The sequence below is a fragment of the Bacillus sp. (in: firmicutes) genome (assembly GCF_031983925.1).
Classification (GTDB): Bacteria; Bacillota; Bacilli; order Bacillales; family Bacillaceae_G; genus Bacillus_A; species Bacillus_A pacificus.
On record NZ_DALYZR010000002.1, the window covers coordinates 948,691 to 962,910 of the forward strand.

Annotated in this window: 16 protein-coding genes; 3 read left to right on the forward strand and 13 right to left on the reverse strand. The window is 36.7% G+C overall.

Annotation, left to right across the window (positions count from 1 at the left end; translation table 11 throughout):
• Positions 1–63 precede the first annotated feature (63 nt).
• From hemW to gpr, 5 genes are all read right to left on the reverse strand, one after another.
• A complete protein-coding gene (gene hemW, locus RTP99_RS11080) occupies positions 64–1,203 on the reverse strand; it encodes a radical SAM family heme chaperone HemW (protein ID WP_041184702.1) in 1,140 nt (379 codons plus the stop codon).
• Between the two features lie 52 nt (positions 1,204–1,255).
• Positions 1,256–1,630, reverse strand: coding sequence for a winged helix-turn-helix transcriptional regulator (locus RTP99_RS11085; RefSeq protein ID WP_001293546.1), 375 nt, complete (start codon positions 1,628–1,630; stop codon positions 1,256–1,258).
• A 131-nt stretch (positions 1,631–1,761) separates the two neighbouring features.
• Positions 1,762–3,585, reverse strand: a complete 1,824-nt coding sequence (gene lepA / locus RTP99_RS11090; protein ID WP_001030957.1) for an elongation factor 4 — start codon at positions 3,583–3,585, stop codon at positions 1,762–1,764.
• Positions 3,586–3,795: 210 nt separating this feature from the next.
• Entirely contained in the window at positions 3,796–4,158 is a 363-nt protein-coding gene (locus RTP99_RS11095) for a YqxA family protein (protein ID WP_000534318.1), read from the reverse strand.
• Positions 4,158–5,261, reverse strand: a complete 1,104-nt coding sequence (gene gpr, locus RTP99_RS11100; RefSeq protein WP_000662630.1) for a GPR endopeptidase — start codon at positions 5,259–5,261, stop codon at positions 4,158–4,160. The genes RTP99_RS11095 and gpr overlap by 1 nt, the downstream gene beginning before the upstream one ends.
• 181 nt (positions 5,262–5,442) lie before the next feature.
• On the opposite strand from gpr, the gene rpsT reads away from it, so the two are divergent.
• Complete coding sequence (gene rpsT / locus RTP99_RS11105) at positions 5,443–5,700, forward strand: 30S ribosomal protein S20 (RefSeq protein ID WP_001274011.1); 258 nt, start codon at positions 5,443–5,445, stop codon at positions 5,698–5,700.
• Positions 5,701–5,784: 84 nt separating this feature from the next.
• Here the strand turns inward: rpsT and holA are convergent, their stop codons facing one another.
• Entirely contained in the window at positions 5,785–6,795 is a 1,011-nt protein-coding gene (gene holA, locus RTP99_RS11110; protein WP_001279918.1) for a DNA polymerase III subunit delta, read from the reverse strand.
• A 345-nt stretch (positions 6,796–7,140) separates the two neighbouring features.
• Between holA and RTP99_RS11115 the strand changes: the two genes are divergently transcribed.
• Positions 7,141–7,275: a YqzM family protein gene (locus RTP99_RS11115; RefSeq protein ID WP_000997609.1), complete on the forward strand. Its 135-nt coding sequence runs from the start codon at positions 7,141–7,143 to the stop codon at positions 7,273–7,275.
• Between the two features lie 26 nt (positions 7,276–7,301).
• On the opposite strand, the gene RTP99_RS11120 is transcribed toward RTP99_RS11115, so the two are convergent.
• The 3 genes from RTP99_RS11120 to RTP99_RS11130 all read right to left on the reverse strand — a co-directional run bounded on the left by RTP99_RS11120 (position 7,302) and on the right by RTP99_RS11130 (position 10,858).
• The gene (locus tag RTP99_RS11120; RefSeq protein ID WP_011040683.1) at positions 7,302–9,623 is read right to left on the reverse strand and encodes a DNA internalization-related competence protein ComEC/Rec2; all 2,322 of its coding nucleotides are present in this window, start codon (positions 9,621–9,623) and stop codon (positions 7,302–7,304) included.
• Between the two features lie 14 nt (positions 9,624–9,637).
• Positions 9,638–10,195, reverse strand: coding sequence for a ComE operon protein 2 (locus RTP99_RS11125; protein WP_000439783.1), 558 nt, complete (start codon positions 10,193–10,195; stop codon positions 9,638–9,640).
• A 63-nt stretch (positions 10,196–10,258) separates the two neighbouring features.
• Entirely contained in the window at positions 10,259–10,858 is a 600-nt protein-coding gene (locus RTP99_RS11130) for a helix-hairpin-helix domain-containing protein (RefSeq protein WP_041184703.1), read from the reverse strand.
• A 77-nt stretch (positions 10,859–10,935) separates the two neighbouring features.
• Between RTP99_RS11130 and comER the strand changes: the two genes are divergently transcribed.
• Positions 10,936–11,763, forward strand: a complete 828-nt coding sequence (gene comER / locus RTP99_RS11135) for a late competence protein ComER (protein WP_001020547.1) — start codon at positions 10,936–10,938, stop codon at positions 11,761–11,763.
• Between the two features lie 171 nt (positions 11,764–11,934).
• On the opposite strand, the gene RTP99_RS11140 is transcribed toward comER, so the two are convergent.
• From RTP99_RS11140 to nadD, 4 genes are read right to left on the reverse strand one after another with little or no spacing between them, the layout of a single operon-like run.
• Positions 11,935–12,684, reverse strand: a complete 750-nt coding sequence (locus RTP99_RS11140) for a class I SAM-dependent DNA methyltransferase (protein ID WP_001105574.1) — start codon at positions 12,682–12,684, stop codon at positions 11,935–11,937.
• Entirely contained in the window at positions 12,681–13,037 is a 357-nt protein-coding gene (gene rsfS, locus RTP99_RS11145; RefSeq protein ID WP_000653200.1) for a ribosome silencing factor, read from the reverse strand. Before rsfS ends, RTP99_RS11140 begins: the two co-directional genes overlap by 4 nt.
• Positions 13,034–13,603, reverse strand: a complete 570-nt coding sequence (gene yqeK / locus RTP99_RS11150; RefSeq protein WP_001078362.1) for a bis(5'-nucleosyl)-tetraphosphatase (symmetrical) YqeK — start codon at positions 13,601–13,603, stop codon at positions 13,034–13,036. The genes rsfS and yqeK overlap by 4 nt, the downstream gene beginning before the upstream one ends.
• Positions 13,593–14,162 (reverse strand): nicotinate-nucleotide adenylyltransferase, encoded by a 570-nt coding sequence (nadD, locus tag RTP99_RS11155; protein ID WP_001226059.1) that lies wholly within the window; start codon positions 14,160–14,162, stop codon positions 13,593–13,595. Before nadD ends, yqeK begins: the two co-directional genes overlap by 11 nt.
• Positions 14,163–14,220: the final 58 nt, after the last annotated feature.

Below are 14,220 nucleotides of genomic sequence, written 5' to 3' on the forward strand. Positions count from 1 at the left end.
ATTCAATTGTCAACGGAAACGTCACGAAATAATGAAACTTTTTCACGTTAATGGAACATTTAATTAGTCAATCAAAAATGATTGGAATACTTCATTCCCTAATAATTTTCCTTTTCGCGTTAAACGAACATATCCATCGCTCTCTTCAAGCAATCCTTGTTCTTGGTTGTTTTGTAACTGCTTCGCGAAAACTTGATCCATTTCCATATTAAATTTCTTTTGAAACGCTATTTTAGATACACCTTTTGTTTTTCGGAGTCCTAAGAACAACTCTTCTTCCATTTTTTCTTTCTCCGTCACCACATGAACATCTAAATACGGAAATCCGGTTTCATCAATCTTATTGAAATATTGCTTGAGCGGCCCTACATTTTGGATACGTTCTCCATTTACATAACTATGCGCTCCAGCTCCAAATCCATAATACTCTTCATTATTCCAGTATGTGAGATTATGTCTACTTTCATTATTACCTTTTGAAAAATTACTAATTTCATACTGGGTATAGCCATGTTTCTCCATTTCATCCATTACCATTTCGTACATTTTCGCTTCATGGTCTTCACCTGGAAGTCTTAATTTCCCTTTATTCATTAAGTTATAAAATACTGTTTTCGGTTCCACAATTAATGAATATGCCGAGAAATGTTGTACACCAAGCGTAAAAGCAATGTCTAATGTTTCTTTTACATCTTCTATCGTCTGTCCTGGCAGAGCATAAATAATATCTACATTTATATTTTTAAAGCCTACTTCCTGCGCTTCTCTAATTGCTACAAACGCATCTTCTCTCGTATGCTTACGTCCAATTTTCTCAAGCAATTCATCTCGAAATGTTTGCACCCCAAAACTAATTCGGTTCACTTCACCTTCTAGCAATACATTTAATTTCTCTTTCGGCAAATCACCTGGATTCGCTTCAAATGTTAATTCACAATTCGGGGCAAACGGACGTAAACGACGATTTATAATATCTAATAATTTCTTTGTCTGTTCCATATTTAATGCTGTCGGAGTTCCCCCGCCAACAAAAATCGTTTTCATACTATCAAACGGTACCTTTTGAACTGTATTTATTATTTCTTTCTCTAAATACTCTAAATATTGATCGACCGGCTGGCGTTCAATAAACACTTTATTAAAATCACAATAGTGACAAATATGCTGACAAAACGGAATATGAATATATGCAGCTTGCACCAAAAATAACTCCTACCTTTCTAAAAAGAAAACCTCCGCGCTCGGGAGGCTTCTTTTACTTCTCTAACGTATTACGAATTTGTTCCATTCGCATTTTTCCCCAATCATACATCATTTCAACGATTGGTAAAAGCGACATGCCTAATTCCGTCATATAATATTCCACTCGCGGAGGAATTTCTGGGTATACTGTTCGATCAACAATCCCATCTTCCATTAACTCTTTTAATTGGTTTGACAAAACTTTATGAGAAATGCTCGGAAATAATCGTTGTAATTCACTAAAACGATGAGGCCCTTCCACACCAAGATGCCATAATATTACAACTTTCCACTTTCCACTAATAATAGAAAGCGTCAATTCCTTTTCACAATTAAAATTGCCATTTTGTATTTTTTCTTGAATATCTTTTCGAATATTTTCGGACATTAACAAACTCCTAACTCTATATGAACTAAAAAGCTCTCTCACTATTGTAAATGAGAGCTACTCAGATGTCTAAAAAGTAATTATACGTAAAAAAGAAGTCGCATAAACGACTTCTTTTTTCATTCCAACTATTAGTTGTCATCCATTTTCAGTACAGCCATGAATGCTTCTTGCGGTACTTCTACAGAACCAACAGACTTCATACGTTTTTTACCTTCTTTTTGCTTATCAAGAAGTTTACGCTTACGAGAAATGTCACCACCGTAACATTTCGCAAGTACGTTTTTACGCATCGCCTTAATTGTAGAACGCGCTACAACTTTGTTTCCGATCGTCGCTTGAATTGGCACTTCGAACTGCTGTCTTGGAATTAATTCTTTTAATTTTTCTACGATTACTTTACCACGGTCATACGCTGAATCACGGTGTACGATAAATGATAGAGCATCGACTTGCTCAGAATTTAAAAGAATATCCATTTTCACAAGTTTAGATGGTTTATAACCAATTAACTCATAATCAAATGATGCATATCCTTTCGTATTTGATTTCAACTGATCGAAGAAGTCATATACGATTTCTGATAATGGGATTTCATATGTCAATGTAACACGCGTTTCATCTAAATATTGCATATCAATAAACGTTCCGCGTTTACCTTGGCAAATTTCCATTACAGCTCCAACATAGTCATTCGGAACCATAATTGCCGCTTTAACAAATGGCTCTTCAACACGATCAATTGTCTGTGGATCCGGCATATTAGACGGGTTATCGACAATCATGTCTTCACCATTCGTTAAGAATACTTTATAAATAACACTTGGCGCTGTTGTAATTAAATCAATTTTAAATTCACGTTCAATACGCTCTTGAATGATTTCCATATGAAGAAGTCCTAAGAATCCACAACGGAAACCAAATCCTAGCGCTTGAGATGTTTCTGGCTCAAACTCAAGAGCAGAATCGTTTAATTCTAATTTCTCTAGCGCATCACGTAAGTCGTTGTAACGTGCAGAGTCAATCGGGTACAGACCACAGAATACCATTGGATTTAATTTACGGTAACCAGGTAATGGCTCAGCTGCTGGACGTTTCGCATGTGTAATCGTATCACCAACGCGTGTGTCACCAACATTTTTAATCGATGCCGCTAAGAAACCTACATCACCTACTGTTAACTCATCACGTTGCGTAGTTTTCGGTGTAAACACACCTACTTCTGTTACTTCAAATTCTTTTCCAGTTGCCATCATACGTACTTTATCGCCAACTTTTACCGTTCCATTTACAACACGGATATACGCAATTACACCGCGGTATGGATCATATAAAGAGTCAAAGATCATACATTGTAACGGTTCTTCTGAATCACCTGTTGGTGCTGGCACTTTTTCAACGATTTGTTCTAGAATCTCTTCGATACCAATCCCAGCTTTTGCCGAAGCAAGTACAGCTTCTGATGCATCTAACCCAATTACATCTTCCACCTCTTGGCGTACACGCTCTGGGTCTGCACTTGGTAAGTCGATTTTATTAATAACCGGTAAAATTTCTAAATTGTTATCAAGCGCTAAGTATACGTTCGCTAACGTTTGCGCTTCAATACCTTGCGCTGCATCTACTACAAGAATTGCACCTTCACAAGCCGCTAAACTACGAGATACTTCGTACGTAAAGTCGACGTGTCCTGGTGTATCAATTAAGTGAAGAATATATTCTTCGCCGTCTTTTGCTTTATAGTTTAATTGTACTGCGTTTAATTTAATTGTAATACCACGCTCACGCTCTAAATCCATAGAGTCAAGCAACTGAGCTTTCATTTCACGTTGTGTTAACGCGTTTGTTTTCTCTAAAATACGGTCTGCTAACGTTGACTTTCCGTGGTCAATATGAGCAATGATAGAGAAATTACGAATTTTGGACTGTCTTTTTGCTCTTTCTTCTTTGTTCATCTATGTTCTCAACTCCTAATAGTCTCGCCAATATACACTAGCACTGATTATATCAATAGAGCAGCAAAGATTCAATGAAAACTCGTGCTGCTTACGATACAAATCATTCTATTTATATCTTATGCGAACAAACCATAAGAGACAAACCCTTTTCAAATTAAAGAACGGCTGTCTTACAAACCTGTAAAACAACCGTCCTCCGTTTGACTCTTAACTAAAAATCCCTTTTACTTTCCCAACAACTATATCTGTTCCAAACTTTGTTATTTCATAGGCAACGCTTGCTATCGCCATACCCATTCCTTCTACAACATTAAAACTTTTTAAGCTTTCTAATTGTTTTTGTTTTTCAGTAGCGGAAAACGAACTCTCCAAAGTTTCTGATTCAGTGGCCTCACCTTTTGTTCCTGTCATATGAGCGATTTGTTCATACGACATTTGCTGATAACCTTTCATACTTTTCAACCCATGATTTGCAAGTGCCACCCCTGCTATTACCATAAGTAAGCATATAGCCACACTACATATACATAAAAGCGAAAAGCGACTTACATGATTATCGTCACTTCCCATCAATGTGTATATGCTCCTGTATTATCTTGGTCAATTTGATGATGCAGCGCTGCATTTAAACCACTTGCTATTACATTTGCCATATCCTCTATGAAGGCATCCACTTCTTTCGGAGTCACCATTAAATTATGACCAAGAGGAGATAACACTTCATAAATTAATTTTCTCTTCTCTTCATCTCCCAGTGTACCTACAGCACCTAAAAACATATTCCGGCTCTTTTCATCCGGCATATCCTCTTCTGTTAATTTTTTCTTTTCTCCAAATGTAAAACCAGCCGGCAACAAAGATCGGGAAGGTTTATTTCCTTCTTTCATCTCCCGGCCAAAATGTTTCAAAATAAAATCAATTGTATCGCTTGTAATCGAAACGGCATCCACCACAGTCGGAACACCAATTGCGATAACAGGAATACCTAATGTTTCTTTACTGAGTTCCTTACGTTTATTCCCAACACCCGACCCAGGATGAATTCCTGTATCAGAAATTTGTATCGTACTATTTACCCTTTCAATAGAACGAGCAGCTAACGCATCAATTGCAATGACAAAGTCTGGTTTTGTCTTCTCAATGATTCCATAAATAACATCGCTCGTTTCAATCCCTGTAATCCCCATTACCCCCGGCCGAATTGCACTAACAGGCCTAAACCCTTCTTCTACACTTTCAGGCTGCAATTGAAACAAATGTCTCGTTACTAATACATTTTCTACAACTATCGGTCCAAGCGCATCCGGCGTTACATTCCAATTTCCAAGACCAACAATTAAACAACTCGCTTCTTTCGTAACGCCAACCTCTTCTAAGAAATAAGAAAATTCTTTTGCAAAAATACGCTCTACTTTTTGTTGCAGCTCCGTATCTTGTTGACGTATACCTTGTACTTCAAGCGTTAAATAATTTCCAGGTTTTTTACCCATCGAGTCAGAGGCAGCTTCATCAATTGTAACTTTTGTAACGGTAATACCTTCTTCTTCCCTCTCTTTTACAATAACGCCTTCTATCCCTTTTTGCTCTTCTTGACGCTCTTGCAGCATTTGATGCGCCTCTACAGCAAGGTCCGTTCTAACACTATATTTACTTAAATCTAATGGTTCTTTCATCGTATCTCCTCCGTCATTCATAGTAAATATCGTTAGATTTCCCAAAGTTATATAAGGTCATTCTTTCCTTTACGTGAAATTTCATAGATATACTATTGCAATTCTCTTCACCGTTTGATAGAATATCACTTGTTCTATGTTAAGAATCGAGTCATTCGATTGCACCAGGGAGGTGAAAAGTATGGCAAACATCAAATCTGCTATCAAACGCGCTAAACTTAGCGAAGAGCGTCGTGCACATAACGCTTCTATCAAGTCTGACATGCGTTCTGCTGTTAAAACTGTAGAAGCTTTAGTTACTAATAACGATCTTGAAAATGCTAAAGAAGCTTTCAAAACTGCTTCTAAAAAACTTGACAAAGCAGCTCGTAAAGGTCTTATCCACCAAAACGCTGCAGCTCGTCAAAAATCTCGCTTAGCGAAACAAGTAAACGCGTAAGGCGTTTAAAAAACGATCCATTCGGATCGTTTTTTTATATACAAAAAAGTTCACGCTCTTAGCACGTGAACTTTTTTTGTTTCATCACATATGATTTAACCGCATTAAGAAAAACTCGAGCACAAGTTTCTTATCCATTTTTCCCGTTTTCATACTATAATCAGCTTCCGCTAATTCCATTATCACTTTTTTTAATTCTTCAAAAGAGAAAAACTTCGTTTGATTCATCGCTAATTTTACACGATATGGATGCACACCAATATGAGACGCGATTTGATTTTGACCGTAACCACGCTGCTGTAACTCTTTCACTTGATGCAGTAAACGGAATTGACTTACTAATAACGCAAGCAATTTAATAGGTTCCTCCTGCTGCGTAAATAATCCATCCAAAATTTGCATCGCACCCGCGATATCTTTTTTTACCACTTTTTCTGTCAAAGCAAACACATTTTGTTCAACTGATTTTGGCACAAGCTCTGCAACGAGTTTCGGTGTAATATCTCCGCCCATACCGACATATAACGTTAACTTGTCCATTTCCTTCGCCAACATCGTTACATTACTTCCCACAAGCTCTAACAACAAACTAACAGCCGCATGATCAATATGCACATGCACTTCATCTGCCCGAGCAACAATCCACTTCTGAACATCCTGCACTTGCATTGCATTCGCTTCTACTACATCCGCTGTTTTCTTTAATAGTTTTGTAATTTTTTTTCGTTCATCCAGCTTTTCGTAAGGCGCAACAAAAACAAGAATAGAAAAGGGAGAAGGTTCCCCAATATATTCTTCTAAAATTTTTATATTTTGTTCTAACTTTTCTTTTTGTGAAGTTAAAAAGAGTGGTGATTTTATTAATAACACTTTACGTTCTCCGAAAAAAGGAAGTGTACGTGCATCCTCAACCACATCTTCTAAATATGCTTCTTCTAAATCATATGTCACAACATTAAACTCGCGATCTTCCTCTTCAAGCGCTTCTGTTGTAATAAGCTTTATCGTTTCATTTATAAAAAACGCTTCTGTTCCATATAGTAAATATAACGGAGCAAACTGCTTCTTTTTAATCTTTTTATGTATATCACTCATACTTTTTCCTACTCCCTAACTTGGCAATATATATTTATACTAATGCCCTAGCTTTTGTTTTACAAGTACAAAGGAACAGGCAATATAACCCGTCCCTTTATTTATATTAAACGCCACGCAATAAGCCCCGGGTTTCTTATTGGTGTGCGGTAATCACCTTCCCTTTATTATTCGCAATAAAAATTCGAGTATAAGTGCCAACTGTTAACATGCTTGGAAACAAAAATTCACATTACTTCATGATCTAAAAGTAGTAAAAACGCTCTATTTCTCCTCATATGGAAATTGTAGATTTTTTTCTGACAATATTTTATACTAAAGTGGAATGTTGGGGAGGGATTCTAAATGAATGATTTTGAACAAAACGTTCAAAGTAAACGCAATGACGCTATTGATTCAGGGGTAGGATTTATCGTCTCATTTGGTTTTTTCGCAACACTTTTCATCATTGCAACTGTTATTAAATTTATCGGTTCTTAAAGACTGCTGCTTACTGGCAGTCTTTTTTATCTATTATGTGTTTCATCATATGTGATTTTGCTACGAAAGGTTCCGTTTTCCCCTTTAAAAACATAGGAGATAGCCCCTTGCTTATCCGTACGCCATATTTCAATCCCCCTCTTCTCAAAACGCTCTATAACGTCCTTATGAGGGTGCCCATACCTATTACGCTCACCGACAGAAATAACCGCTATATTAGGCTGTACGACGCTCAGAAAAGGTGTTGTAGATGACGTATTACTTCCATGATGAGCAACCTTTAAAACATCCGCTCGCAACTCTGGATACGTAGCTACTAAAAACTTCTCGCCTTCTTCTTCTAAATCACCTGTAAACAACCACGTTAGTCCTCCTAATTTTGCCAACATTACAATTGAAGCGTTATTTTCACTGCTCTCCTTCCCTGTTGGCGCTAATACGAAAAATTCCGCTCCATTTATGCTCCAACTTTCTCCTTCTCTCACTTCTCTTATTTTCACTTTCTTTTCTAAAGCCTGTTTCTTTACTATTTTTTCTAATTCCGCATCTTGTTCCTTTCGGCCAAATACAACTTCTTTTACGGTTATATTTGATAATAACTGTTGCGCAGCACCTATATGATCCGCATCTCCATGCGTTATAATTAATTTATCTATCTTTTTAATACCTTCCTTTTGTAAATAAGGAATCAAAATATCATTTCCGACAGAAAATTCATGCTTTTTCCGTTGCCATTCTTCCTTATTTGGAAGAATTGTTCCACCAGTATCAATAAGGTAAATCTCTTGATCATACGGAAGGCGAATTAATATTGCATCTCCCTGTCCAACATCGAGAAAGGTAACACTCCCACTTTCTCGAAAATACGGATATACATAATGGCATGTACTAATAAAAAGAAATACGCCTGCAGATATAAACAGAATTCCCTTCGCCATTCGCCTTTCCCAAACCATCAATATACTAATAATACTCACGCAATATAAGGCCACAAGAAGTATAGACGTTTGTCCGAAATTAAGACGGGTAAATGGTAAGTTTTCACAATAACTTAAAAAATCATTAGAAAGATTCAAACCTATTGATAGTACATTCGCAAGCCTTTTTGCAAGAAACGGGATGACCGGTATACATATCAAAATAACAATACTGCACGACAATACAACGAGAGATAAAAACGGAACGTATAGGATATTTAAGAAAATACTATATGGAGAAAAATAACCGAAGTGATATAACAAAATCGGAGTACTAACGAGCTGTGAAATGAAAGAAATATAAATAGAATTTCGAATTACTCCATTACCACTCTCTAGTAAAAGCGGGGTAGATAAAAGTAAAGCAAAACTACCGACGAAAGAAAACTGAAAGCCAATATTAAACACGAGATATGGATCAAATATAAGCATACATATAGCTGTTATACTTAAAGCATCTAAGCTAGATAAACGAATAGAACACATAAAAGCAATTAACATAAAAACTCCTGTTATAGAAGCTCTTATAACAGATGGTGACGCTCCTGCTAAAATCATATATAGAGGAATACAGAAGATAAGACATACCGTTGCTACCTCCCTTGTCACACCGCTTCTTAGCAAAATAAAATACACGATTACCATTAACAATACGATATGCGATCCTGAAATCGCCAACAAATGCACGAGACCGAATTGTTGATATTGCTCTTCAACTTCAAATGTCATTTGTTGTCTATCACCAAATACTAATGCATTCATAAAAGCGCCTGATTGCTCTGGAAACATTTCTGCAACTTCTGAGATTGCTTGTTGCCTCAAGAGAAGAATCCATTGCACGAGTGACAACGATGTTTTATGGCATTCAGAAATATATGTAGCGTCCAATATGAAATGAATATTTTGCTTATATAAATAATCACGATAATTAAACCCATGGAAATTCCGAGCTATTTGCGGTTCTTTCCTCTCACCCTCGAATACACATGATACTCCTGCATGTAATTGTCGCATCTGTTTCTTTTCCAAGGCTGATTTCATTTTGTAACTTAACTGCACTATATTTTTATTCTGATCTTCAACTTGAAATGAGAGGCGATCTCCGTTAATAAGAGGTGTATTATGTATCACCCCTCTTGTAGCTTCGTAGGAATCTCCCAGAGGATTGTTTTGCCCTTGAACATACGTGGTGTACATAGCGCCACTTAAACACGCTATCATACAATAAAAGAAGGTTTTACGCGGAGTACGATACAAACAAAAGAAAACATTTAGAACGAGACAACAAGTCAGCCATATAACTGAAGAGGAGAAGGCAATTGCAATCCCTATTATAAATGAGATTGCAACATAGCCCCATTGTCCTTGCAACTCATACTCACTCCTTATAGCATCATTTTTGCTTTCGTGAATACATGCTGTAATTCTTCCATTGATAAGTTCTCTTTTTCTAAAGATGCAAATAGTTCTTTTAACTCCATATGACGCTTTTGATCCTCTAATGCTGCAATATCATATTCTAGTGGAACGTGTTTCACCGTTACATTCGCTTTTTCAAATAACTCTACAGCATACGGATGATTTTTATAATCCTGTGCATAATAAACTGCTGTAATACCACTTTGAATAATCGCCTTACAACATTGTAAACAAGGAAAATGCGTAACATAAATTTCCGCTTCCTCCGTTTTCACGCCAAATTTTGCACACTGTAATAAAGCATTCATTTCTGCATGAATTGTACGAACACAATGATTATCAATAACGTAACATCCATCATCTATACAATGTACGCCACCTTTAATTGAACCATTATATCCACCAGCAATAATTCGTTTATCACGAACAATTGTCGCTCCTACTGCAAGCCTTGTACATGTACTACGTAAAGATAACAAATGGCTTTGCGTCATAAAATATTGATCCCATGAAATTCGTTCCATATTCTTCACCTACTTTTTTGTCTACTTGTAGTGTAGCGAATGAAGAAAAACTTCGTCAATCTTTTACGGAATAATAATTTGATCTTTTATTTTCTCCAAAGACTTCACACCAATCCCATCAATCTCTAACAAATCTTCTATTTTTTGAAACGGACCATGTTCCTCTCGATATTTCAAAATACTTTCTGCTTTCCGAGAACCAATACCTGTAATTTTTTCAAGTTGTTCTTTAGAAGCTGCATTTATTTGAACTTTTCCCTCTCCCTTTGAAACAGCAACTACTTCTTGCACTTGTTCGTTTTTATTCGGTACATAAAGAAGCATTTGATCTTGTACCATTTGCGCTAAATTTACCTTCATCCTATCTGCCTCAGGCAAAAAACCACCTGCTTTTTCAATGGCATCCTTGACCCGGTCCCCCTCTTTCATTTCATACACCCCTTCTTTAACAACAGCCCCTTTCATATCAATTACAATTATTTTTTTCTGCTGCTTTGTATCCGATATTTTCGGTTTACTTTTCTTCTCCATATCTTTCGCTTGAACATCCGTTGCAATAGCTGATCGCTCTGTATGCTCGTTCGTTTTCCAGAAAATAAGAAAAAGCACAGTTCCAATAATAGCTGCTAATCCTAACCATTTCTTTGGAAAATCCCACATCATTTTTCACCTCTAATCATAAATTTATAACATCATTCATATTGTTTAGGAGAAAGCTGTTACGAAGGAGGGATGAAACATTGAACATAGGAATTATAGGGACAGGAAACATGGGGAATATACTAATCGATGCATTTTTAGAAACCCGTGCTGTCAAACCTTCGTGCCTTACGATCATTAATCGAACGCCCGCCAAAGCATATCATATAAAGGAAAAATACCCTTCTGTTCATATAGCCAAAACTATTGATGAGGCAATCGAACGATCACATCTTATTTTTATTTGTGTAAAGCCGATAGATATATACCCAATCTTACAAAAATACGCTGAACATTTTTCTGATGAAAAGTGCTTAGTTTCTATCACAAGTCCAATATCCCCATCACAATTAGAGACACTTGTACCTTGCCATGTTGCTCGTATTATTCCGAGCATTACAAACCGCGCCCTATCCGGCGCATCACTATTTACATTTGGAAGTAACTGCTCTGAAGAATGGCAACAAAAACTATTTCGCTTATTCAAAAACATTTCTACTCCCCTTGTAATAGAAGAAGATATAACGCGCGTTTCATCTGATATAGCAAGCTGCGGCCCTGCATTCTTTAGTTATTTATTACAATGTTTCATTAATGCTGCTGTAGATAAAACAAATATTACACATGAAGAAGCCACTACTTTAGTAAGTGAAATGGTCGTTGGAATGGGGAAACTACTCGAAAAAGGGATTTTCACATTGCCTACTTTACAAGAAAAAGTATGTGTGAAAGGCGGCGTTACAGGAGAAGGTATTCGGGTTTTAGAAGAACATGTTGGGGATATGTTTCATAAATTAATCGAGCGGACACACGAGAAATTTGATGAAGATTTAAAATGCGTTGATCAGCAATTCAATAAACACACATAATAAATACGTCATCGTCATTCCAAATCCTTTTTATAAATACTTAATTTTTCACATTACATTTTTACTTAAACTAGCACTTTCAAAATTCACGTATATCATCTTCTTATTATCCTACAACTAAAATTACAGCTTCTTTACAAAACAAAAGCAACCTTCTTGGTTGCTTTTGTTTTATCCGTTTTTCTTCGCCATGAAGAAAATACGCTCTGTTTGTTCTGTAACTTCAAGTCGCTCAAAGTCACCAGTTACACGAAGCACTGTAAAACCAGCTTCTTCAAGCCATTTCGTTAACTCTTCAACCGGATATGCACGTTGTACGTGACATTCGTCAAAACGATGGTACACATCTTCTTCTGGGTCTTGAACAAAGAATGTTAAATCATGTTCTACACTGTTTGAATCTTCACCAGGGAAGCAATTCCAAATAAGAGATATTTCTTCTCCATTCACTGTGTATGTTTCATTTTGAAATACATGATGTATTTTATATAAAGAATGTACATCAAATAAAAACAAACCATCTTGACGTAAATGATGAAACACTCTTCGGAATGTTTCTTGCACTCCATCTTCTTGCAATACATAGTTTAATGAATCACAAAAGATCGTTACACAGTCAAACTCACCTGGAACATCAAGCTCTCGCATGTCTTGTTGGTAAAAAGGAATAAAATATCCTGCCTCGCCTAGTTTTTGCTGTGCGACTGCTAACATTTCTTCCGAAAGATCGACACCGATTACATCGTAACCCTTTTGTACAAGCGGAAGCGTTACATTACCAGTACCGCATGCTACATCAAGAATCTTCGCTTCTTTCACATCCGCTTGCTGTAAGCTTTCCTCTGTGAATTCCACCCATTTATCATAGGGGACATCATTCATTAGTTCATCGTACAGCAACGCAAATTGCTCGTAGTTCATTGGCCTAACTCTTCTGTAATATCTTCACGTGGCACATCGCCCCATAGACGCTCTAAATTATAGTGATTACGCTCATCTTTATGGAATACATGAGCAACTACATCTCCAAGGTCAACTAATACCCAGCGAGCTTCGTCAAAACCTTCCATACGTTGTACGTCGATTTGGAACTCGTGTGCTTTCGCTTTAATTTCACGCGCAATTGCTTGCACTTGCTTATCTGAGTTACCGTGACAAATAATGAAATAATCTGCAATTGGTGAAATACCTTGCATATTTAGGACAACCATATCTTCCGCTCTCTTATCATCAGCTGCTTTTGCTGCTAATACTAATAAATCTTTATCTTTCATTTACTCATTTCCTCCTTGATAACTGCATTGTATGTTTGGAATGTTAATGGATAAATCGTTTGATCTTTTTCCATTAAAAATTGAATTGTTCTCTTTAGCGCAAATAATAAAGCTTGATCTATATCCGTATATGCGAGTTTACGAGCTTCCTCCACCCCTGGAAACTTTCGCCCAGGCTCAATGTAATCAGCTACATAAATTACTTTATCTAACATCGTCATTTTCTCATGACCACTTGTATGATATGTAATAGCTTGCAGGATTTCAGGATCTGTAATACCTACTTCTTTTTCTACTAAGTATGCCCCAACAGGTGCATGCCATAACTCTTTGTTATAACAAAGTAAATCTTTCGGCAAATCTTCACTTTTAATGATCTCTTCCATCTCTGAAATCGCTCTACACTTCGCATAATCATGAAATATAGCTGCAACTTCAGCTTTTTTTTCATCCACACCGTATAACTTAGCAAGTTCAATTGCTGTTTCCATTACACCAATTGTGTGTATATAACGTTTTTCATGCATTTGTTGTTTGACAATATGAAGTGCTTTCTCACGATTCATACAACCCATTCCTCTCGATATATACCTGTACTTTTTCAGGAAGTAAATATTTACATGTTTTCTTCTCTTTATATCTCTCACGTAATAAAGATGAAGAAACAGCAAACTCCGGAATTTCCACAGTGGTGATAGGATAAGGTGTATGCAATGTATACCCAGGTCTTGCAACCCCAACAAACGTTACAAGATTAAGTAACATTTCAATGTTATACCACTTCGGCAAATACTCAACCATATCTCCACCAATAATAAAATGAAACTGCACATCCGGATGCTTCTTCGTCAATTGTAGCATAGTGTCATACGTATAAGATGGGCCCTTCCTGCTTAGCTCTTCTAAACAAATAGAAAAATGTTCCTCTTCCTCAGTCGCAAGCTCTAACATTTGCAAACGACTTTCTACACTTGTAATATTCCGCCCTTGTTTATGCGGCGGAATTTGGTTCGGTAAGAACCATACTTCTTCTAAATTCAAAGCATGATATACTTCATTTGCAATGAGCAAATGTCCATAATGTGGCGGATCAAATGTACCGCCAATGATGCCAATTTTCCTCAAAAGAAACGCCCCTTCCTTTTACGTACAGCAACTCTCTTCATTCCTAACAGAAGAGAGT

Coding starts and splice junctions, on each gene's coding strand:
- RTP99_RS11130 (WP_041184703.1), bottom strand. CDS start 10,858: ATGATGTGGGATTTTCCAAAGAAATGGTTAGGATTAGCAGCTATTATT.
- RTP99_RS11095 (WP_000534318.1), bottom strand. CDS start 4,158: ATGGGAAGTGACGATAATCATGTAAGTCGCTTTTCGCTTTTATGTATA.
- RTP99_RS11140 (WP_001105574.1), bottom strand. CDS start 12,684: ATGAACTACGAGCAATTTGCGTTGCTGTACGATGAACTAATGAATGAT.
- holA (WP_001279918.1), bottom strand. CDS start 6,795: ATGAGTGATATACATAAAAAGATTAAAAAGAAGCAGTTTGCTCCGTTA.
- yqeK (WP_001078362.1), bottom strand. CDS start 13,603: ATGAATCGTGAGAAAGCACTTCATATTGTCAAACAACAAATGCATGAA.
- RTP99_RS11115 (WP_000997609.1), top strand. CDS start 7,141: ATGAATGATTTTGAACAAAACGTTCAAAGTAAACGCAATGACGCTATT.
- lepA (WP_001030957.1), bottom strand. CDS start 3,585: ATGAACAAAGAAGAAAGAGCAAAAAGACAGTCCAAAATTCGTAATTTC.
- gpr (WP_000662630.1), bottom strand. CDS start 5,261: ATGAAAGAACCATTAGATTTAAGTAAATATAGTGTTAGAACGGACCTT.
- RTP99_RS11085 (WP_001293546.1), bottom strand. CDS start 1,630: ATGTCCGAAAATATTCGAAAAGATATTCAAGAAAAAATACAAAATGGC.
- RTP99_RS11125 (WP_000439783.1), bottom strand. CDS start 10,195: ATGGAACGAATTTCATGGGATCAATATTTTATGACGCAAAGCCATTTG.
- rsfS (WP_000653200.1), bottom strand. CDS start 13,037: ATGAAAGATAAAGATTTATTAGTATTAGCAGCAAAAGCAGCTGATGAT.
- rpsT (WP_001274011.1), top strand. CDS start 5,443: ATGGCAAACATCAAATCTGCTATCAAACGCGCTAAACTTAGCGAAGAG.